Source organism: Psychrobacter sp. FME5 (genome assembly GCF_014861375.1).
GTDB lineage: Bacteria > Pseudomonadota > Gammaproteobacteria > Pseudomonadales > Moraxellaceae > Psychrobacter.
The window spans coordinates 1-22,261 of the sequence record NZ_RRYX01000041.1 but is presented as its reverse complement, the minus strand read 5'-3'; the positions used below and the strand labels follow the sequence as shown (position 1 = coordinate 22,261).

At 39.2% G+C, this 22,261-nt stretch carries 19 protein-coding genes and 1 pseudogene; 12 read left to right on the top strand and 8 right to left on the bottom strand.

Going from position 1 to position 22,261, the window contains the following annotated elements:
* Nucleotides 1–865, top strand: an 865-nt coding sequence (locus EI161_RS07430) for a hypothetical protein (protein ID WP_225735272.1), incomplete at its 5' end; no start/stop codon positions are given.
* Nucleotides 866–1,556: 691 nt separating this feature from the next.
* On the opposite strand, the gene EI161_RS07425 is transcribed toward EI161_RS07430, so the two are convergent.
* The 4 genes from EI161_RS07425 to EI161_RS07410 all read right to left on the bottom strand — a co-directional run bounded on the left by EI161_RS07425 (nucleotide 1,557) and on the right by EI161_RS07410 (nucleotide 4,247).
* Complete coding sequence (locus EI161_RS07425; RefSeq protein WP_192529323.1) at nucleotides 1,557–1,640, bottom strand: SEL1-like repeat protein; 84 nt, start codon at nucleotides 1,638–1,640, stop codon at nucleotides 1,557–1,559.
* 36 nt (nucleotides 1,641–1,676) lie between these two features.
* The gene (locus EI161_RS07420; protein WP_192529321.1) at nucleotides 1,677–3,440 is read right to left on the bottom strand and encodes a hypothetical protein; all 1,764 of its coding nucleotides are present in this window, start codon (nucleotides 3,438–3,440) and stop codon (nucleotides 1,677–1,679) included.
* A gap of 151 nt (nucleotides 3,441–3,591) precedes the next feature.
* A complete protein-coding gene (locus tag EI161_RS07415; RefSeq protein WP_192529320.1) occupies nucleotides 3,592–3,987 on the bottom strand; it encodes a hypothetical protein in 396 nt (131 codons plus the stop codon).
* Entirely contained in the window at nucleotides 3,972–4,247 is a 276-nt protein-coding gene (locus EI161_RS07410; RefSeq protein WP_225735271.1) for an excalibur calcium-binding domain-containing protein, read from the bottom strand. The genes EI161_RS07415 and EI161_RS07410 overlap by 16 nt, the downstream gene beginning before the upstream one ends.
* A gap of 229 nt (nucleotides 4,248–4,476) precedes the next feature.
* Here EI161_RS07410 and EI161_RS07405 point away from each other — a divergent pair, with 229 nt between their 5' ends.
* Entirely contained in the window at nucleotides 4,477–4,983 is a 507-nt protein-coding gene (locus EI161_RS07405) for a plasmid replication DNA-binding protein (RefSeq protein WP_192529319.1), read from the top strand.
* Nucleotides 4,984–5,007: 24 nt separating this feature from the next.
* Here the strand turns inward: EI161_RS07405 and EI161_RS07400 are convergent, their stop codons facing one another.
* Nucleotides 5,008–5,937: a replication initiation protein gene (locus tag EI161_RS07400; RefSeq protein ID WP_192529318.1), complete on the bottom strand. Its 930-nt coding sequence runs from the start codon at nucleotides 5,935–5,937 to the stop codon at nucleotides 5,008–5,010.
* A gap of 526 nt (nucleotides 5,938–6,463) precedes the next feature.
* On the opposite strand from EI161_RS07400, the pseudogene EI161_RS07395 reads away from it, so the two are divergent.
* The 10 genes and pseudogenes from EI161_RS07395 to EI161_RS07350 all read left to right on the top strand — a co-directional run.
* Nucleotides 6,464–6,730, top strand: a pseudogene (locus EI161_RS07395) (IS982 family transposase); the annotation flags it as partial.
* A 43-nt stretch (nucleotides 6,731–6,773) separates the two neighbouring features.
* On the top strand, nucleotides 6,774–7,412 hold the full coding sequence (parA, locus tag EI161_RS07390) for a ParA family partition ATPase (protein WP_192529317.1): 639 nt from the start codon (nucleotides 6,774–6,776) through the stop codon (nucleotides 7,410–7,412).
* Nucleotides 7,413–7,415: 3 nt separating this feature from the next.
* Nucleotides 7,416–7,625 carry a plasmid partition protein ParG gene (locus EI161_RS07385; RefSeq protein ID WP_025652656.1) on the top strand — a complete coding sequence of 70 codons (210 nt, stop codon included), beginning with the start codon at nucleotides 7,416–7,418 and terminating at the stop codon, nucleotides 7,623–7,625.
* A gap of 279 nt (nucleotides 7,626–7,904) precedes the next feature.
* Nucleotides 7,905–8,096, top strand: a complete 192-nt coding sequence (locus tag EI161_RS07380) for a hypothetical protein (protein WP_192529316.1) — start codon at nucleotides 7,905–7,907, stop codon at nucleotides 8,094–8,096.
* Entirely contained in the window at nucleotides 8,087–8,269 is a 183-nt protein-coding gene (locus EI161_RS07375; RefSeq protein ID WP_192529315.1) for a hypothetical protein, read from the top strand. Before EI161_RS07380 ends, EI161_RS07375 begins: the two co-directional genes overlap by 10 nt.
* 14 nt (nucleotides 8,270–8,283) lie before the next feature.
* Nucleotides 8,284–10,083 carry an N-6 DNA methylase gene (locus EI161_RS07370; protein WP_192529314.1) on the top strand — a complete coding sequence of 600 codons (1,800 nt, stop codon included), beginning with the start codon at nucleotides 8,284–8,286 and terminating at the stop codon, nucleotides 10,081–10,083.
* Between the two features lie 79 nt (nucleotides 10,084–10,162).
* Complete coding sequence (locus EI161_RS07365; protein WP_192529313.1) at nucleotides 10,163–12,373, top strand: class I SAM-dependent DNA methyltransferase; 2,211 nt, start codon at nucleotides 10,163–10,165, stop codon at nucleotides 12,371–12,373.
* A gap of 5 nt (nucleotides 12,374–12,378) precedes the next feature.
* On the top strand, nucleotides 12,379–13,656 hold the full coding sequence (locus EI161_RS07360; RefSeq protein ID WP_192529312.1) for a restriction endonuclease subunit S: 1,278 nt from the start codon (nucleotides 12,379–12,381) through the stop codon (nucleotides 13,654–13,656).
* A 23-nt stretch (nucleotides 13,657–13,679) separates the two neighbouring features.
* Complete coding sequence (locus EI161_RS07355) at nucleotides 13,680–16,955, top strand: type I restriction endonuclease subunit R (RefSeq protein WP_192529311.1); 3,276 nt, start codon at nucleotides 13,680–13,682, stop codon at nucleotides 16,953–16,955.
* Between the two features lie 55 nt (nucleotides 16,956–17,010).
* Nucleotides 17,011–17,505, top strand: a complete 495-nt coding sequence (locus tag EI161_RS07350; protein WP_192529310.1) for a WG repeat-containing protein — start codon at nucleotides 17,011–17,013, stop codon at nucleotides 17,503–17,505.
* A gap of 171 nt (nucleotides 17,506–17,676) precedes the next feature.
* Here the strand turns inward: EI161_RS07350 and EI161_RS07345 are convergent, their stop codons facing one another.
* The 3 genes from EI161_RS07345 to EI161_RS07335 form a co-directional block, all read right to left on the bottom strand.
* Nucleotides 17,677–18,414, bottom strand: a complete 738-nt coding sequence (locus EI161_RS07345) for a sulfite exporter TauE/SafE family protein (RefSeq protein WP_192524820.1) — start codon at nucleotides 18,412–18,414, stop codon at nucleotides 17,677–17,679.
* Nucleotides 18,415–18,579: 165 nt separating this feature from the next.
* A complete protein-coding gene (locus tag EI161_RS07340; protein WP_192529309.1) occupies nucleotides 18,580–20,883 on the bottom strand; it encodes a TonB-dependent receptor in 2,304 nt (767 codons plus the stop codon).
* A 257-nt stretch (nucleotides 20,884–21,140) separates the two neighbouring features.
* The gene (locus EI161_RS07335; RefSeq protein ID WP_192529308.1) at nucleotides 21,141–21,734 is read right to left on the bottom strand and encodes a hypothetical protein; all 594 of its coding nucleotides are present in this window, start codon (nucleotides 21,732–21,734) and stop codon (nucleotides 21,141–21,143) included.
* Nucleotides 21,735–22,261 lie beyond the last annotated feature (527 nt).

Here is a 22,261-nt window from a genome sequence, read left to right as displayed (position 1 = left end):
ATTACCCCCATTTGGATTATTCTTTAGGGGTGACAACTATCCTGCCATAGGGGGTATTACTGATTATATAGGTGTAGGTCTTAGGTTTATTGGAGAAAACACTAAGATTGTACTAGCTGTTACTTATGGTCTAGGGGCTACTGTTCAAGTCTTAAAATTAGGTGCAATAGATCCTACTTATATAAAGTTTTTTTCTGTATCGCAGCTAATTGCAGACGGTGCTTTTTTTATATCTCTACTCTTCTTAGGATATGTGTCCTTTTTTGGTTTCTCCTTACTTTTCAAACTGATAGGCATCAAAGATGTCCTCGCTTCTGACCTCGAAAATAATCATAAATCTGAAAGTTTTCTGTTAACTGCAAAAGGTTTTTTGTTTTTATTATTACCTTTCTCTGTATTTATTTTTTATAATATTATTATGATAGGTTATTTCAATAATAAAATTATTTCTATGATAGTTGCTTACTCTTTTATCTATTCTTTATTAAGTGAAATACTACAATATTCTTATGATTATGATAACCATATAAAAAAAATTACAGGTGATACCAGAATAGGTAATGGGGCGGTTTATAGAGTTTTGGTAGGTATGGGTATTGTATTTTCAATTATTACAATACCTAAGTTTATATACGACATGTATAACCTACCCCCTAACTTAGATAACTACGATAAAGCCAAACAGATTGTAATGACAGACTACAAAGGTCAGGGTATTACTAAGGAGGGTGTTAATATTCTTTATTTTAATGATAAATTCATGTTCATAGAAATCACTAGATCAGATAATGAGAGGTCTATAGCTATCTACCAGACTAATAGTATGCTATTTGATACTAGAATCATAACTCTGAGTGAAGAATAACAAAGAGTTTCCTAAAAGCTGTGTAACTGCCCAGAAAACACACTGCAATCATTCAGATAACTTAAACCATAGCTAACACTGGCGTATAGACAAATATTCAAGTCCTCACTAGGCACCATGCTTGATATATAAGATATTGATAATTAAAGGAATATTTTTTATATATATTCGCTCAGTGTACTTGTAGGTGTACTTGCTGTGAGCCTTTCGAAATGTTTTGCGTTATAAAAGCTAAATTATCCCCAAGCCTCACTTGGCGATAATTAGGTGTTGAAGCCATACGTTTTAGGTAGCTTTAATATCATTACTTCTATATCCAGTGTCCTGTTTGGTGTCCATAAGATGATTGATTAGATAGTCCGCAATGGCAAGCGAGTCAATGACCTAAACTTTTAATTACGCGGTTGTAAAAATATTCATATGAGGCGGTCACTACTGGCAAAGATTCTGAACGATGATACCGCCCTTCATGGGGTCATTTTCGATAAGTGGTTTTACCTGTCCGAAAGCCGTCTTTTTGGCGTGTGACTCCTTCACAAGAACACAAACTGTCGGCTGTATGTCCAATATTTACGGCATTTATTAATATTTATTTTTCTCAATACGAACAATAATACCAACAATCGGTTTTTAAACTATTAAATCAGTAACCCTGCTCATTCAATCGTTTCTAGTTATCACAGCCACCTTCTTAGTAGCCATTGTCACAAGCCTTGCCATACCACTCTTTTGCAATGGTATTGTTTTGGCGAACACCTTTGCCAAATTCATACATTAACCCTATAGTACTTTATGCGAACAGGAAAGGTTTTTACTTAACCTCTGACTGGCTAAAAAGCAACTTACCCACCCACCAAATCGATTCTCCAAAGTTGGAGATCAAGTCTTTCCCTTGCTGGAGAAAAGAGTCGCTTTCATCGATTTTCGCTAATTTTAGAGCCGCTCCAATATCAGAGCTAGTCGGGTGCGCATCACCTACACGCATATCATAAACACCTGCAATTACTCCAAAAACCTGACGAGCTTCATCAGCCCCTATTTTTTGTGCCAAAATATCTTCTAGTAATCTTTTTGAACCGAATTGTTCTTTATCTTTATGAGTCGCAAGTTGGCGAAGGTTTTTAACATTAAGACGATCTAAAAATATTCGAATCAATTCCTTTGCTAATCTCAATAATGAAGCTTGATCTCTGCTTGAGAAGCGCGAAATACTTTGTGTAAATTCAGACTCATTTACTTCTTGAGAGAATAATTCAGTATTTAGCTCCTTGCTAAAACCAGCCTCTAGCAGCTCCATACTTCTAAATAAAAGATTTTCAACAGCAGATGTAGAGGCAGGTTTGACTTCAACTTGCGACATTAATAACTCAGATGCCACCTTTCCTTCGGGAGCAATGTTATGCGCAGCCCAAATATGCTGCTCCCATGGCTCAAGACGAGTAATATCATAAGCATAAACAGTTATCAAATCAGATGTATTGATTCCAAAGTGTGTTCTACGTCCAGATGCAGAATGAATACCACCTGTTTCTGCTGTATACCATTGAAGTGAAAACCCTCGATGATTAAGAAGTTCGTTGACTATGCTAGAACGGAACCATAACCATCTGCCAATACCTTCATTATTTAAAGATTCAGACTTCATTCGTGTGCCGTTCGTTTCAACAATGAACTGAGGCAGTGTAGGATCTGTATCTCCTCGTACACGCACACTTGTATTTTTATGTTCAATCCATTCGTCTCGCCAAAACTCCCCTTCTACACTAACTCCCTTGTAGCCACCTCGATAGCCTTGTAAGCTTTCTGAGTCAGTATTTTCATCATTTTCTTGTTCCATCACTGGTGCATCTTCGTCTTTATCAATATCAGTTCGCCAGACTCTAAATTCAGCCCATCCCCCTCCATAAACGTCTTCTAAATTTCGAATTAGAAGTTCGAATCTTCCGCCATCTCTTTGCTCTTCTTGGTTTATCAAGCTTGCATATGAGCTGATCTCTAGATTTGCAACATTAGCTATTCTTTGGCGATAGTAAGAAAGGCGAAGAGAAAGATTTCTTGCTGCTAAATAGTCGATAAGAAACTCTTGTTTAATCTCAATTAAACAAGAGTTTCCCTTATCATCAATAACTTCACGAGCGACAACAATGAAGTCCTCTTCTGGTCTGACCCAATTACTCCCATCCTTCACCAAGCCAAGAGCAATAATTAAATCAGGGTTGAGTATCCACTCTCTTCTTCCGATTACAGGTTGTATATACTCAAAGACAAGATTTACACCTATAGGTTCTTGGTCATTGTATTCATATTGTTCGATCGGTGAATAATAACCGTTTTCATAAGCATATGAGCTAGTGCGGTGGCCGGTACCAACCTGCTGCCAACCAAATTTATCAGCCCTTTCCCTTTGTTCTGGTGGGAATGCAACAGAACCACACCCAAAGAAATTACTGGTATAGCCGACATCTTGAAAGTTACCTTGTTCTTTATTAGATAATTCTCTTAATGGAACCCAAGCTGAGTTACTAAAATTCCTTCGAGTATCTTTTACTTGAAGAATCCAATCACTATTTTGCATATTTAGTATCTCTTTGCTTTTCAATTTCAGGATTTTTTGCTCTTTCTTCTAATATATTATTCGTTTCTTCAACTCCAGTTATAACATACTGTTATCTGCTATAGCCCTTATTCGTTAATAAAACCTAAGTGTAATCTGTGACACACCGAACTTAATAATTTGCAAGCTTATCCTCTTGTTCATAGCAGACCTTCAACCCAATCTGTACGGCCTCATTAAGATCTGCCCCTTCTTTGACACTATAAGGCACATTTGACGTCAAACGACTTAGCTTTAAGCCATGTACCGCCGCCTTATTAAGAGGTGTACCAATATAAGATTCATCCGTGTAACCATTAGGATGAAAGTACACCTCACGACCAAAAGCAGGATTTGAGGCACACCCAATCTCACCCTCAGGCAATGTAAACGGATAAGGTGTCGTATAATTTTTACTCCATGTCTGCTCACTCACTACGATGTAGCCTGAACCATACATCTCGTCTTTATTATCTGAACTGCATCCTATGATGACGATAGACGCTACCGAAATTAACCACCTGGACATATTGATTCGCATGGCACACCGTCCTTATCATGATCTAGCTTAGTGTTTCCGCATTTAAGTGCTAGTTTGGCTTGTTCACAGCTGACCATTTGCGTGCAAACACGAGGCAAGCCTTTGCATTGTGAACCACCAGCACCTTTAACAAACAACGGATGATCTACTTCAACATCGCTATAAAATGGATTGTCAGTGACCGTAACCACTGCATGAGATGATAGGGCAAAGACAGATAACATCATGCCTAAAACAGCTTTATTCATAACCAAACTCTTTTTAATACTCAAAATAAGACCAAAAAATTTCTATAGCTAGTAATAATACCCTATATTTGTTCAATAAAATGGATACTGCTTATTTAAAAACCTCATTTCTATATCAAATTATTCATGGTTTGCCTCGTAGCCAGTTTAGTGCCATAGTTGTTCACTGAACGTTCTGGACAGTTGCACTGTACAGGTTCTAAAAACGTACTTGAACACTAGGTGAACAATGAACATATCGGTGACGAAAGCAGCAAAAGAATGGGGTGTATCAAGAACAACGATCTATCAGAAAGTCAATAATGGTGAGATTTCCAGAACAGCAGATAAGAAAATAGACGTTTCAGAAATGTTGCGCGTGTTTGGTGAACCAATTTCTAAAAAACGTACTGAACGTTCAGCGGACACTGTCCAAAGCACACCTCTGAACAATCAAAGTGTTCAGTACAATACGAACATTGAACACCTATTAGCGCTTGAAAAGCTCAAGAATGAACACCTCAGCCAACAAGTAAACGATCAAAAAAAGTTAATTGAAAATTATCAGCAGCAGATAGGACAGTTGAACAAAACGCTGGATAAAGCCAACGCCAGTATCCAAGATTTCGCACAAGTGAGACTGCTAGAGTTTAAGCAAGCTGAAATGAGCTATGAGCCGCCACTTGAACAAGAGCAAGAAAAAAAAGATGATTCAATCGTCGTGACGGCTAAGAAGAAAAAACGGTGGTTCTTTTGACTATAACGGATGTTAGAAAAAGTATTAGTGTTTAATCTTTGGTAGATAGCTCTCTAAACTTTTATTGGGCTTGTTAAAGCTTTCAGGCTCTCGCTGTATGATATTGATCATTTCGCGCTTAAATGCGTCAGTCTGCATTTTGCCCTCATAACTTAGGCTTGGATGGTTGTTATAGTCATTCATAAACTGCACGTTATCAACAATAGACTGTATGGTAGCTTGTGACAGGGTGCCATCTTCACTGGTTAGTTTGTCTAATGTTTTCCGATGAAATTTGAGCGTTAGCCCCTCGTAACCTTTGCCTCTACTCTTTTTGTGGTACTCAACAGTGATTTTATAATTTGTACTCTCATTTACCTCATCTATAGCAGTCTCAATCACACGCTCTCTAAGCTGTCCAAATTGCTTATACTTACCTTTAATGCCCATAACATAGCGAAAATCGTCTAAATCCATAGCTTTAGTATATTGGTACTGACCTACCCAACAAACAATTAATTCATATAGGCGCATCGAGTGAATACTTGAAAGCTCAGACACCTCCATCAGCCTATATTTTGTGAAGTTAGCTTTTAGCTGTGTCAAATAAGGCAGTACATCCTCTGCAAATGTTATTGTTATCTGTTCTCCGTTGGGGTCATAAAGAACACCGCTAACAAAGCGAGTACGAAGTGTTTTATTATCCTCCAGTGCTATCAGTACCTCCCTATCAAAAAGCCGATTACTTGCTTTCTCTAAATCTCTAAAAGCATTCTTCTTGGTGCTATCGGTATAGAATATTTTTGTTACTTCATTAACTGTCACCGTAAACTTGGTTTGCTTAGTAATATTTGGCGCATCAGGTCTACTATCAATACGACTAATACAAGTCAGTAATAGCTGCTTCTCTTTAGTAGTCATGGTATAAGCTGCTAGAACAAGCTCGTTGGATTGTACGACTAGATTATTTTCCATATTTTTTTCTAATCCTTGCTTATGTACTGTTATTTCCAATAATAATTAAGATTCACTTTAGCATATAAAATCATAAATAGTATCGGTAATTTTTACTTGTGTTTATTCTACTCATTTTGTGTTTATTCTACTCATTTTGTGTTTATTCTACTCATTTTGTGTTTATTCTACTCATTTTGTGTTTATTCTCATCGTAAGCTATTGATTATAAAGAAGAAAAAAGTCCCTTAAACAGGAGTAAACAGGAGTAAACAGGAGTAAACAGGAGTAAATAAAAACCCTTAAAGAAACGGGTGATAAAATTTTTTGTGGATAAGTAAAAAATCATCACTTAAACAAAATATCGTACCTAAGTGATATCTGATCCATTAACTATTCTTAGGGTTAAATTAGGGTCTAAATCCCCGACTGGGTGTATTATACTGATAAGACCTTAGACCGCTCGGTATAACTTTGTGTTGGCTTTCAGACAGCTCTTGCCATATTGCTCAGTAAACGTCTCTAAAGTGGCTTTAAGAGCCTCTGAGTAGGTTTACAAACGCCACTCAGAGCCAACATGAAAGAGGATAGACCCAAACTTGTGGTAAGGCGGCTAAGGAAAGCCCGCCTTATCGTTGAAACAGTCATTAGTCAGCTATCAGAATGATTTAATATACAAAGGGTACGAGCAAGAGATTTATGGCATTTGTCTCATCGATTGATTCGTAAGATTCTGTCGCATAATCTATGCTTTGTACTCAACAAAAAACTTGGTAACCCGCCACTTCAGTTTGATTTGCTTATTTCAAGTTGAGAGTGGGGTATATACTTATATAATATTACAGGGATCTGTATTCATGAAGGTAATTGCGGTATTAAATCACAAGGGTGGCAGCGGTAAGACCACCATTGCAACGCATTTGGCACGAGGGCTACAGCTAAAAGATCATAGCGTACTGCTGGTAGACAACGACAAACAAGGCAGTGCGCGTGACTGGAGCGCGGTTGATGAAGACAACCCAGTACCGGTGATCGGGCTCGATAGACCAACGCTTGATAAAGACCTAAAAAGCGTCTCTGATACGGAATATGTGGTGATCGATGGGTCAAAGCACGTTAATAGCCTGGCCATCCCAGCTATTAAAGCCGCTGATTTTATCTTGATTCCAGTGCAGCCTAGTCCCTACGATATTTGGGCGACCAGCGATTTGGTTGATTTAGTGCAGCAGCGTATAGAGATGATGGATGGCAAAATAAAGGCGGCGTTTGTCGTGTCACGCGATATTCAAAATACAAATATTGGTAAAGAGGTGGCGACTGCCCTACTTGGTTATAACCTCCCGGTGCTAGAAACCAGAGTGATGCAGCGTGTCGCCTACCTTAACAGTGCTGCCCTTGGTAAAACAGTATTTGAGACTGAATCGCCTAATAGCAATGCGATACAAGAGATAACCGCATTAGTCAGTGAGATTCAAACGTTTTTTGGTGAGGAGTAAGTCATGAGTTTATCAGCAGGTCGCCCTAGTAAGAACGTTAAGGATCAGTTAGCTCTATCAGATGTGACGGACAGTCCGAAAAAGACGGTACGAGTGAATTTTAATCTAGATGAAGATAAGCACATCGCGCTCAAACGGTACGCGCTTGAAAGCCGAAAAACGGTTACTGAGCTGTTGACTGAGATGATTGAAGAAAAGCTAGTTGAGCGTTAATTAGTTCTTTTAAAGTAATACGGCTGATTAAATGTGTCCTAAAAAAGCGGGACAGATAACAAAAAAGGATAAACATAATTGTTTATCCTTTTTTGTTGTCTGCTATGAATGCCGTTTATCTTGAACGAAGAATTTAAGTTATGAGGTTAAGTGTATTTCAGGAGTAATCCCAGATAATTCTAATTACCATCACTATTTTAAAAATACCTTAAAAAAGGTATTGATTATATTTATAAGGTGGGGTAATATAGCTTCATCAAATATGAAAAGGATAAGTTCATGACTGCTTCACAACATTTACTAGCTCGTATGAGCCAGCGTTCTATCAGAAAAACTGAATTAGATACGGTTATGGCGTTTGGTGAGGTAATAGGCGATAAGGTCATTCTTAATAAACAAACTGCAAAAGAGTGTTTAGAGGAGCTGAAGTTTCTTTTATCTATTAAAAAGGAGCAGTCAAAATGCAATTAAGTTGTTATGAGAGATTTAAGGCGGGCGAAGAGCTTCATATTGAGGAGATTAACGCTTTGATTAAAAGCTTAAAGAATATCTTAAGTAAAGGCGGCATTGTCGTTGTCTCTGAAGGAAATAGTCTGATCACAACATACAACTTAGATAGCTTTAATCGAAAAAAAACAAAATAGGGCACTTATAACTTATGAAAACACATAATCCAAAATTTAAATCTTTGATCGAAGCCATCCATTCTTTGGTGCAGCAGCAGCGTTTTACTCAAGAGCTAGCCGAGGAGGTTTTACTAAAGACACTCACAATCTATGCTCTAGACGTGAAGGGTGAGCTACCAGATGGCCTAAAAATCAGTAAAAATATGGCTGAAAATAAAGCTGAGTTTGTTAGCTTGGTGCAAAAGCTCAAAGAATCTAATGACAGTCAGATAGCTGCTGTATTTTCGGGCGGTGAGATTTTAGAAAGTTTAACGATGCCGCTTACTCATGGCTTAATAACGACCTTGTTGGATCATCCATCAGAAACAGTCGGTAGCTTGGCTGTAGACTTCGTAAGTTTCAATATGACCAGTCATATGGCTTCTGATGGTATTCTTGCTAATCTCAGCGTATGTGAGTTAATAAGTGAGATTTTGGCTATCGAAAGTAGCCGTAGTATCTATATAAACTCATTTCCTTCTTTACCAATGGTCGTTGTTGCCAGTCAAAAATCTAATGCGGTTTATTATGAAACGATTAATAAGACAGATTTGAGAGTAAGCGCATTATCATTAATGAGTCCACATAGGTTTAAGGTATCGTTTACCAATTTCTTAGAAAACCCAGGATACTTAGATTCTGAGAGTCAGTTGCAACAGTTTGATTGTGGAGCGGCACTTCCACCACTTGGTGTCAAAATACATCGCGATGATTATAAGGATTTTGATCGCTTCAATAGGGTAGCGCTTAGATCAAATAAAGCTGAGGTACTTAGCACTCTGCATTTGATTGGACAATGTAGTGGTAAGGTGGTTGTATCTGTCACCGAGTCTACGTTATTTGGGACGGTAGAAAAGGACTTTAGACAATATCTGGTTGATAACGGCATGTTAGAAGCCGTGATATCGTTACCAGCTGGCATTTGGCCAGCAGCCAGTGTAAAAACATCACTTTTGGTTATAGAGCCAAAAGGCGGTTATAACGCTGTTCGGTTCCTAGATCTTAATGAAACTGAATACGTTAGAAAGACAGATAAACGCCTACTGGAGTTGACTGATCAGGATAAAATCCTATCCTATTTGTACTCTACGGAAGATTTAGACTGTGCAATATCACTTTCACAGCAAGAGATTGAAGAAAATGACTACTTTTTAAATTGCAATCGGTATGTGTTAGATCGAAGACAAAAAAAGGTTCTGAAACTGCTAGATAAGTCAGAAACCGTTGCTCTTGGTGATATAGCTGATGTAGAGCGTGGCCTACCATTTAAAACCAAGGATGGCGATTACAGTATTCTAGAAGTGACTACTAGCGATCTAAATGATATCGGCGACATATCTAAACCAACCAAAGAAGTGAAAGTATCGAAAGAGGATTTTGATAAAAGTAAATCTGGCATATTGCAGCCTAATGATATCGTTCTAGTCATTCAAGGTAGTGCAGGAAAGCTTGGTATTGTTCCAGAAGTCATCCCAAGTGCGGACGATGAGTATTGGATGGTGAGCAAACCGGCGATAGCGATACGGGTTAAATCGGATAATATTGATGCTAGGTTTTTATACGCTTATTTATCTTCCGATATTGGTCAGACGCAGCTTGCGAGTATCACTCAAGGGGCTGCAATAGCGAATATTTCTCTAAAGGAGCTCAGAGAATTACCCATCATTTTACCTTCATTAGAAAAGCAACAGCAGGCAGCTGCTTTGGTAGATGACAGTAGACAAGTGCAAAGAAAAATACAAAAATTGAAATCGGATTTTTTTGCTAAGAAAGCTGAGCTTTTGGGATTGTAAATAATTAAATTTAAAGGTATTTAATAAATATTTATGTAATTTAAATAATGAGATTTACTAGAAATTAACTGGATAAAATATGAAACTAGAAGACATCAAACGCTTAGAAGACCAACTTTGGGAAGCAGCAGATACCCTGAGAGCCAATACTGATCTTAAACCTAACGAATATGCTACGCCTGTCTTAGGTTTGATATTCTTGAAGTTCTCCGACAACAAATATGCGGCTTATGAGGAGGCGATCCAAGCTGAGTTTGAAGAGTTACAAGGTACTCGTCGTGCTAAAAATATTGAGGATATTGCTATAAAGCACTGCGGCTTCTATTTGCCTCCTAAAGCACGTTACAAGTACCTATTAGAGCTACCAGAGTCGGCAGACTTAGCGACTGAAATTTCAAATGCTATGCAGTCTATAGAGGACTTCAAAAAGGATGATAAGTTCGTCGATGTACTACCCAAAGATGAGTATGCTGCTTTTAGTCGTTTAGAAGAAGGTAAGAAAGCTTTAAAAGGTCTTCTAAGAAGCTTTTCTAATATCCCAACTGATGCCAGTGGTGACGTGTTTGGACGTATTTACGAGTATTTCTTAGGGAAGTTTGCGCTCTCAGAAGGTCAGAAAGGTGGTGAGTTCTTTACGCCCACGTCTGTTGTTAAACTGATGGTAGAGGTCATCGAGCCCTATCATGGGACAGTATATGATCCTGCTTGCGGCTCAGGCGGTATGTTCGTTCAGTCACTGCATTTTGTTGAGGAACGTAATGAGCAGCTTAAAGCGCATGGCGAGCTAGAAGAAAAAGACAGCACGATAGATTTGAGCGTATATGGTCAAGAGAAGACCCGCGATACGGTCAAGCTCGCTAAGATGAACTTATTCGTCAACGGGCTTAGAGGAGAGATTAGACAGGCCAACAGCTATTCAGAAGACCCTTTTGATAGCTATGAGAGTTTCGACTTCATCATGGCGAATCCACCGTTTAACGTCGATGACGTATCGGTTGCTACTGTTGAAGATGATAGGCGTTTTAATGCTTATGGCTTACCTCGAAAAAAGACTAAAAATAAAAAAACAGATGGTAAAGATGAAACAGTAACGAATGGGAACTATCTTTGGATCAGTTTGTTTGCCACATCTTTAAAAAATCAAACAGAAGCTGAGGCACGAAACAGCGGTCGTGCTGCGCTAGTGATGCCAAACTCTGCTTCTGATGCTCGCAATGCAGAGGAAGATATCCGTAAGCAGATCATCGAGGATAATCTTATCTATGGCATGCTGTCTTTGCCATCAAATATGTTTTATACCGTGACGCTACCAGCAACGCTATGGTTCTTTGATAAAAACAAAGCTGATGACAACATACTTTTTATCGATGCGCGTAATATTTTTAGACAAATTGATCGAACACATCGTGATTTCACTGATGAGCAAGTCCAAAATATAGCGATGATTGGCAAGTTGCATAAAGGTCGTCATCGGGAATATGTCAGTTTAATAGACAGCTATTTTAGTCAAGGCATGCAAATACTAAAAGAAACAGTATCTGATATCGAACCTGCTATTGAGCAGCTGAAAGCGGTGGTAGTAGATGATAAAGCACTGAAAGTGACTGCTGATACGCTAAATGACAATTGGCATGCCCTGTCCCCTTTGCAAGATAAGTATCAAGCCTATCTAAAGACTCATGACATGAGTCAGATCGCAAATGAAGATATTGATGCCCTAAACGTTGATCAGATAGAGCTTTTACAGGCGTTTAAACCGTTCTTCAAAGCACTACAAGAGAATAATAAGCAACTGGACAAAGGTATCAGACAAAAAGAAAAAGCAAACAAAGCACAGGTCGCTGAAGCCCGTCAGGAACTTGCTGACGCAAAGGAATCTGATGACAAAAAGCTGATAAAAGAAAAAGACACTGCTTTGAGAGCACTAACAGCTATAACCGCTGAAATAAAGGCTATAAAAGAGTTATTGGCAGCCATACGTGACGATAGAAAACGTGCTGAGTATTACTTTAATCATATAGAGTGGTTGCAACAGCGCTTTCCTAAAGCTCGCTATGAAGACGTAACTGGGTTGTGTAAGCTTGCTAAGCCTGAAGATATTAAAGAGCAGGACTATTCATTGAATGCAGGGCGCTACGTTGGTGTGGTGATAGAAGAAGATGGTCGTACCGAGGAAGAGTTTATTGAATATATGCAGGAGATGAATGAGGAACTATTAGCTCTTAATAAGCAATCTAATCTTTTAGAAGCGTTGATTCAAAAAAACATAAATACGATTGCTGGGGAGTGATAACTTTGCAAAGTATAAAACTAAACGACATTATTGATTTTAATCCAAAAGTGAAATTAGAAAAAAGTGATCCTTATTCTTTTATTCCTATGGAAAATATAACGCCTGATATGAAGTTTGTATCTGATGTAGAGAAAAAGGAATGGCAGGGACAAAGTAGCTCAAAGTTTGAAAGTGGAGATATCTTATTTGCAAGAATATATCCATGCCTAGACAATCGAAAGATTGCAATTGCTAAAACTGATGGTAAAGGGTTCGGTTCAACTGAGTTTTTTGTTCTGAGAGCGAAAGAAGGCGTGGCTGATCAAAGCTTTGTTTATTACCTATCAACATCTGATTTGATTGTTCAAACTGCAATGAACAGTTATGTTGGTGCTAGCGGCAGGCAAAGGGCAGATTTAAAGTTCATTAAGAGTAGTGCGTTTGATATACCAAGCTATGATAAACAAAGAAAAATCGCAGCTATATTGTCCACATATGATGATTTGATTGACCTTAATAGAAAGCAGATTGTACTGTTAGAAAACATGCTTGGAGAATTATTCAAAGAGTGGTTTGTTCGCTTTCGATTTCCTGATTGGGAAAATGAAAAATTTGTAAAAGGCATTCCTTCAGAGTGGGCGTTTTCAGAATTGGATGAGGTTGTCGAAATTGTAAAAGGAAAGTCTTATACCAGTGAAGAAATCCATGATGAAAAGATTGAAGACAGTATCTATTTTATTAACCTAAAAAGCTTTCATAAGTACGGTGGATACAGAGATAGTGGACTAAAATATTATACTGGTAGGTATTCAGAGGCACAAAAAGTTTCACAGGGTGATATTGTAATGGCTGTGACCGATATGACACAGGATAGAGCTATCGTAGGTAGAGTAGCGAGGATACCAACGCTTAATGACGAGTTTGCAATTATATCTTTAGATACAGTTAAGATAATTTCTAAAGTATATTCTGAAAACTTTATGTATTGCTATTTGAGATACTCTAGTTTTTCAGAAACAGTAAAAGAGTTTGCAAACGGAGCTAATGTCCTACACTTAAGCCCAAAGCAAGTTCTGAAGCAAAAAGTTTTGCTACCACCTATAGAGCTTTCAAAAGTATTTAATACTATAGCTTCACCAATGCTAGATAAAATAGAAGCTTTGACGGAAATGAATGCCCAACTTGAGCTAATAAAACAGCAACTTTTACCTCGTCTTATGTCGAGTAAATTATCAGTTGATAAGTTAGATATCCAATACCCACCGTCCATGCAGACAAGTGACGAAGCTGAAGAAAAATAAAAAATATTCATAGGAATAGAAGTATGGCAAAAGTGACATATAACTTCATCAGTGAAGATAAAATTGAAAAAGCTTGTATCAAGTTTTTGCAGCAGCGCTATTCCTATCAGCATATTGATTGCACTACTATCGACCCTGAAGATCTTAACGATGGCTCAAATCGTACCGACAAGCGTGACGTCGTACTCAAAGAGCGTTTAGTAGCTAAATGCATGCAGCTGAACCCTGACGTGCCTGAGGCTACTATCCTATCAGCCGTAAAGGACATAATGAGTCGGCGTGTATCGATGTCTACTCTGAAAGCCAACAAGCAGATATATAGCTATATTCGTGATGGAATTAACGTCAATTATGAAGACGCTAATGGTGTTAAGCGCGAAAATATACCTTTACGTCTCATAGATTTCGATATCCCTGCTAATAATGAGTTTTTGTTAGTAACACAGCTAACCATTAAGACGACTGGTCTTGAACCCATCAGAAAGTACCGTCGTCCTGATATATTGCTCTATATCAACGGCTTGCCGATTGTTTTCTTTGAGCTTAAGAATTCTAACGTCAAGCTACAAAACGCTTTGACGGATAACTTGACCAACTACAAAAACGATATCCCACAGCTATTTTTATACAATGCTTTTTGCATATTATCTAACGCCTCAGATACTAAGATAGGCAGCTTTACCGCTGATTGGGAGAACTTTTATCCTTGGTTACGGGTGGATAACGAAAAAGAAAAAGTAGATAAGCAGCAGATTGAAACACATGGCAATAGCATTGAGTATTTGCTTGAAGGTCTATTTAACCCCGAACGGTTACTAGACTATATCGAAAACTTCATTCTCTACCAGAACGAGAAAGTAAAAATCGTCGCCCAAAACCACCAATATTTGGGCGTTAAGCACGCCTTTGAGAACTTCTTAATTAGAGATCAATTGCAAGGGCGTTTAGGCGTATTTTGGCATACTCAAGGCTCAGGAAAGAGCTTTGCTATGGTGTTCTTTATCCGTAAAGTGTTCCGTAAGTGTGCAGGTAATTTTAGCTTTGTGGTAATCACTGACAGAGATGATTTAGACAAGCAGATCTCCAAAAACTTCTTGGCGACTGAGGCTGTAAAAGAGACAGAGATTGCCAAACCCAAAAATAGTCATCAAATGCGTGAAATGCTAGGTCAGAATCTGAAAATCGTCTTTACGCTCATTCAGAAGTTCCGTTATGAGAAGGGTGAGAAGTACCCGTTACTCTATGATAAAGATGAAAGAGAAGTCATCGTTATCGTAGATGAAGCGCATCGTACCCAATACGATACGCTCGCTGACAACATGCGTTTAGGACTAAAAGGCGCACATTTCCTAGCCTTTACAGGTACACCCATCCTCAAACAAAAGAAAACTAAGCAGTGGTTTGGTGAGTATGTGTCTGAATATACCTTTCAGCAAGCTATTGAAGATCATGCAACATTACCTTTGTTCTACGAAAAACGTGTTCCAGAGGTGCTATTACAGAATGAGGCATTGAATGAAGAGTTAGCGGAGATCTTAGAAGACGAAGATCTATCTGATGCACAGCGAGAGAAATTAGAAAACAACTTCTCAAAAGAGCTTGAGGTCATCAAGCGTGATGACCGCTTGGATACTATAGCAGCCGACATCGTTTACCATTTCCCTAGACGTGGGTATCGTGGTAAAGGCATGGTAATATCTGTTGATCAGTTCACTACGGTTCGCATGTATGACAAGGTGACGGAGTTATGGAAAAAAGAGCAACGTAAGCTACAAGGCCGAATCAATCAAACTCAAAACGATTTGGAAAGAGTCCGTCTTAAAAATCGCCTTAAGTATATGCAAAGTATCGAAATGGCGGTCGTTATAAGCAGTCCTGCCTCTGAAAAAGAGCGGTTTGAAAAGCAAGGACTTGAGATTCAAAAGCATATTAATAGGCTGACGCAGCAGCAACCCAATTGTCGAGATATAGAAGATGAGTTTAAGGATGCTGAGCATCCATTACAGCTAGTTTTTGTGTGTGCTATGTGGCTAACAGGCTTCGATGCGCCCACTGTCTCAACGCTGTACATTGATAAGCCTATGAAGGGTCATACGCTAATGCAAACCATCGCAAGAGCGAACCGTGTAACCTCTTTCAAGACTAGAAATGATAGTGGGCAGTTAGTAGAAAAAACCAATGGTGAGATTATTGATTACTATAATGTGTTCAGGAATCTTAAGTCTGCGCTAAAAGATTATGGTCAAGGCACGGATTCAGAAGATGGAACAGACCCTGTACAAGACAAGTCAGTATTAATTAACTTATTGGATGAAGCAATAGCGGAAACACTCACTTTTTGTCTATCTCATGAAGTAGATTTGACGAAAATCATTGAAGCTCAAGAAGTTTTCAAGCAAAACGCTTTGTTTGCTGATTATGCGGATATTATGCTATCGCAAGATCTCATACGTAAAACGTTCAATGTACATTTCAATGTAGTTTCTGGTCTGTATGAAGCGGCTAAGCCGACGATTCTTAGTCAACCAAGACCTATTGTCAGTGTTATGCAGTTCTTACACACGTTTATTGCCAATAAGATTGATCAAGATGATTTGGATGAGCAAGCCGCTCAGGTTTCAAGCTTACTAGATCGTAGTGTTGTAGTAGATGGTAACAATACTAGCTCAGTAGCAGAACCAGTAAGCGAGTACCAAATCACTAAAAGCGCTAGTTGGAATCTCGCTAATGTAGATTTCGAGCAGTTGAGAGCCGAGTTTAAGCAAACTGAGCATAAACACATCGCCATAGCCGATATGAAGAAATTCATTGAGAAGAAAGTCAAACAAATGCTTAAGACTAACCAAGGACGAGTAAACTTTGCAGAGCGGTATCGTAATATAATTGACCGATATAATGCTGGTGCAACCCAAACAGAAGAGTTCTTTGAGGAATTGCAAAAGTTTGCTCAAGACTTAAAAGAGGAAGATCAGCGGCATGTCCGTGAAGGTTTGACAGAAGATGAGTTGGAAGTATTTGATTTGCTGGCTAAAGATAAACTGACGAAAAAAGAAGAACAGGCAGTTAAGCTTGCAGCTAAAGACCTTATTAAGTCTTTAATCGATGCATCACCCAAAGTATTAGTGCAGGACTGGTGGAGAGACTCTCATACTAAAGCAAAGGTTCGTTCGTTCATTGAAGAGGTTCTAGACGAAGACCTTCCTGATTCCTACGATAAAGAAATCTTCGAGAACAAGGTGACTCAGGTTTTTGATTTACTACAGCACTTGGCTATTAATGACGAAAAATGGGCTGTTTAGTAGAGTATAAAGAAATATTTAAGCTCTACCTTTGCTTTCTATAGAGGATTATTTAATGAGTAAAAGCTTAGTTAAATCAGTTAGTGTTAGTTGGATGATTTTGATGCTTTGTACAACTGCATCAGCAAAGCTGACGCCATTTTATGAACAGTCTAATGACGAATGGCATTGTGGGTATAAAAATGATATAGGGAAGATAGTTATACCTATTAAAAAATATGAACATTGTGGAGATTTCTCTGAAGGCCTAGCATATGTTGGTGAAATAGCGAGACCCCTTGTAGAAGTTCAGAGCGGTTATAAGTACCTACAGGGTTTTATCGATGAAACAGGTAATTTAGTAATACCTATTGAGCATGAAGTTTTAGATGGTGCTCTCTATACTGAGTTCAAAAGTTTCAGCGAGGGTTTAGTAGCCATTTATAGGAATGGTAAATATGGTTATATGAATAAGCAACGTGAACTTGTAATACCTTACCAATATCAAGACGCGCAAGATTTCAAAAATGGGTGGTGTTCTAAAAAGTATGCTGGCGATAAAAGTCAATAAGAAATCTATGCTAAGTTCTCTGATTCTATAGGGCTTTTCAAGGCTTCAAAATTGTTCAAATTTTAATCAGCATACTTTTTGACACACCACCGATAAAAAAATAGGGCACGCTAAACATGCCCTATCGATAGTTTAAAATGTCATTGCCTCCTATGTACATGAGAGACGTTTTTATTGCTCGTGATTCATTTGCTCGTGATTCATTTGCTCATGATTCATTTGCCCGTGTCCACCATGCATATTGGCCATGATCATCGGCACCGCTATGACGGCTAAGCCAGATAACATCATGATTACGCCATTCACTTGCCTTAGGCGCAAACGCCCGATTTGATTGCGCATCCAGTTGACCGTTCCGTGCGTAGCGACGAGCATGGGTACGGTTCCTAGACCAAAGACAAACATTAACACGGCACCTGTGAGCGGGTCATGACCGACGACCGCCATAAGTAACGCGCCATAAACGAGACCACAGGGTAAAAATCCCCATAATAAACCTGCCGTCAATGCCCGAGGAAAGGTATTTAAGGGGAATACTTTCTGCCGCAGAGGTGCTAAAGCTTGCCAAAAGTGCATACCAAGACGTTCAAGCTTGTTCAAAAAAGGCAGACCTAGCATGGTTAATCCTATAAATACCAAGACCAGGCCTAGTAGGATGCGAGGTGTGCTATTGCCAACCATTAGGGGCGTTAATACAGTGGTGCCAATCACACCGGCAATTAAGCCCAATAGGGCATAACTGAGTAAGCGCCCTAGATGGTAAGTTGCAATGAGGCCGCGTTTTTTTGCTGGACTAGCTTCTTTCATCGATAGTCCGAATGCAGTCACGATACCACCACACATACCTAAGCAATGCGGCGAGCCAAAAAATCCCATTAAGAATGCTGCAATTAATAGTGCCATAGTCATGAAAGTGCTTCCTATAATATAATACCAAATCCAAAAATACGATTAACTTTATTAGACTTGCTAAGCCTGTTAGCGGTCATAGTCAAAAAAGTTATCCTTATTATTCTAATTTTTGGAAATGGTATAAGAGAAATAAAGTCAGTTAACAATCTATCTTAATGACACCTAAAACTTATAGTTAACACCTACATAGAATGAGCGACCCGCGCCAGGTATAGCCGTGCCCCAGTTAGAGCTGCCATCTATCTCCTTATTCATAGACATAGTTCTACCTTGCCCCATGTAGGCACCGCCTAAAGGTAGGGCATGGTTTTTGTCAAAGACATTGTCGATACCAGCCTCAATCGCTACCTGTTTGAACTGATAGCCTGTATTGAGATTTAATAAGCCATAGCCTGCTGTTTTAATTTCGTTGCGAGGGGTGGATACATCCTTTTTAGCTGAAACACCAACCACTTCAATTTGGTTTTTCCAACCGTTGTTTTCCCGATTTAGGGCAACACTGCCATTGAATGGCATGATGTTATATAAGTCTGATCCGCTGTCTTTATTTTTTCCTTTGGTGTAGTTAAGTGATCCGGATATCCCCCAGTTTCCCCAAGCATTGGATGTCAATTCTCGATCGGCTGTCAGGTCGATGCCGTATATCTCAGCATCTTGGTTGGTATAACGCAGTACGTTGTATTGGTCGGCGGTGTGAGTGTCAGCCGCTGTGTTCGTCATACGATCCGACTGTACGGCATCGACATAGTCATCTATTTTTGAATAGTAAGGTGTGGCTTTGACACCCCAGCTATTTCCAGCACCGCGCCAATTTAGGGTGGCAGACAGTGTATTGGATTTTTCAGAACGCAGATTAGGATCACCAAAATAGCCATTGCCATCACCAACAGTGTTATTCATGACAGCCGCCATGGGCCATGTCGACCACGTATAACGCTCATAGAGACTGGGTGTACGTTCTTTATGAGAAAGCCCCAATTCTAAGGTTTTTTGTGCATCAATGTTGTAGCGGCCAATCGCGGTAACGTCGATGTTGTGGTCAGTGCTGCTACGGTCACTGACATTAAAGTTAGCGCTATCTCGCAGCTGATTGGTCATATTGTTTTGACCACCGATTTGATAGCCATGTACTTCATCAGCACTGGTACGTACGTTTTCATAGCGCGCACCAAGCTGGGTCGTCCATTCAGAAGAGATGGCTTTTTCCCACTCGCCATAAATACCGATACGCTGACGTTGACCATTGTTGATATTTTGAAAGTCATTTGGCGACATCATACCGTCGCCAGATGCCGCCCATGTGTCATCAAGGGTATAGTCTTGATATTCAGCACCTATATTGATCGTGCCTTGGTTGGTTAAATCGATAATACCTTTAATATTGGCTCCAATAGTCTTGCTATTAGTATTCATAGGCATACCTGTGGCGGCGCCATATAAGAACTGTTTGTCGTCTCCAAAGTTCATATAGTGATCGACTTTTTCATGATAGGCCTGTGCTTCTAACTGCCCCCAATTTAACTCGCTTTTGTAACGCAAATTAATGCGGTCAAGCTGATTGTCGAGCATGTCCATCCGCTGATTTGGATATAGCTCTTTTGGGACGTTTTGCCACAGATAAGTTCCTTGTAGCAGATGATTGCCACTCTTATAAGCAATGTCTAATGACTGATTTTTGCTTTCATAAGCGGTTGAACCAACTTCGTCTTTCGCTAATGTTTTATTAGGGTTACCTGTTTGGGTATAAGATTTAAAATCACCACCAGCTTTATAGTTATCTGCCTGTGCGAAGCTGCCTTTATAGGTGAGGCTAAGCTGATCGTTTGCCGCTGTGGTCGACAAGTTAGCCCCATAGGCGTCACCATTACTACGATAAAATGTGCCAATTTCACCTGAAGTTAGTATGTTGCTATCTGTTGAAAAGATAGGCTCTGCTGTTTCGACAACGATAGTACCGCCAATACTATTACCACCGACACTCACAGGCGTCACACCTGCATAAACGGTGGTCTTGTCTATAGCGCTTGGCGCAATATAAGACAAGGGTGAGTTCATACTGTTTGGACAGGAGGCGATTGAGTCAACGCCATCTACTAAGATACGCAGACGGTTGTCCGCCAAGCCTCTCATCACGGGCAAGTTTGATATACCACCAGCACTTTGGACATTCAGACCGGGTATTTTTGTCAGTATAGTGGCCGTATCACTGCTTGCCACTTGTTTGCTACTAATAAATTTTTGATTAAGGCTGGTTGCTGTTCCAAGTGCATCGGTACTAGATGGCTTATCTGCTGCTGTCGCATAAACGACGATTGCTGGCAATTGAGTATGTGGCTCATCATCCGTAGTATGCATATACGCCTTTACGGTTGTAGAATCGGCATAAGCGCTACTGATAGGCAATAAAGACAAGGCTAAAACACTTAGTTTTAAAATAGGTACAGCGTTCATTAATGAAGATGACATCTTATTTCCCTAGAAATTTGCAAAAATATTTTATGAAATCGGTTATTCAGTTTTTACCAAGATGCAATGTAAGCCAAGTCATTTATGGGCTTAGAGTAGGCACTGACCGAATATTTTCCGATATAAATAGATAGTATTTTGAGTACAGTATTTTAGGCAAATAGGTACAAGTGCCTCAATCAGAGCGTCAAATGAGCGCGTTGATTGAGAGCATTGTCATTAATGCTCTAAAAATATTTGACTATAAATATGGATAATTATATGGGTGTGTCTGATGGTGGAGCGCGTGCGAGGGGTCGTAAAAAATTACTAGGAGAGTAGGTATGTGAGCGATACAAAAACGTGACTGAGACAGTAGATAGCTCAATCAAAGCCGAGTCAGTATGTGTAAAAGCGACTGGCAATAGTGCCGCAGACATGGCAGTGCAAAGGTCGCAGCCACTGTATTTTACGGCATCAGGGTTAGATTCAGAGCTTTCAATCTTATCTTTGCTATATAAGGCTTCCTGTGAAGGTGCAGCATCAACCGTTATGACTGGCTTAACGGTCGCAGGCGATGCTAAAGATAAGGATGCATTATGATGAAGGAAATGACGAGCGGCACTATCAATGGGTATGTTGTGATTCGTTTGCGCAATATCAGTCTGTATTTGCTCATACTGTTTGGCTGCCGATACAATCGGTGCAAGCTCTGCACAGATACCATGACCTAAGTGGGCATTATCATCCCATAGAGGTGTGAGCAACAGCGTGATGTGCATGATCCAAGCAAAACATGCGACCAACATGCCGAACCACATCGTTACCGGTGATGAATATCGTAAAACAAGCTTGTAGCGCTTAGTAGACATGATAGGGTCATCGTATTACCAGCATGCTGATGATGCATAGGTAACATTTATAAGTAAGGGGGCGCACTAACTTAGAACATCATTTCAAAGAATTTCAGAAAGAATTCTTAACAAAACAGATATTATCGTTAACAATGCCATTCTAAGACAATGACTATGGTCTTTACAAGCTTGAATCTTACATTGCTTTTGTAGCGAGTGTAGTAGTCAACTAATTTAAAATGATTAACAAGGGGATTTTATTCAAATACTGATTCTCTTTTCTTCTAGTGGCAAATAGTTATCGAGAGAGTGAGATCTCACGGTCTAAATATAAATAGTCTCTAAATAACAATTAAAATCCTCGGTTCAGAAATAGCTTCATAACTACAATATGGCATCTATAAGCTATGCTGAAAAAACTGTAGAACCCGTTTTGGTAAATTAAAGACTGGTGGTGTGTCAGAAAGTATGCTGAGGAGATGAAATGAGGGTGACAGCCAAAGCAAGATGATATATTTGAGGTTATGAAGACACAAATACAGATC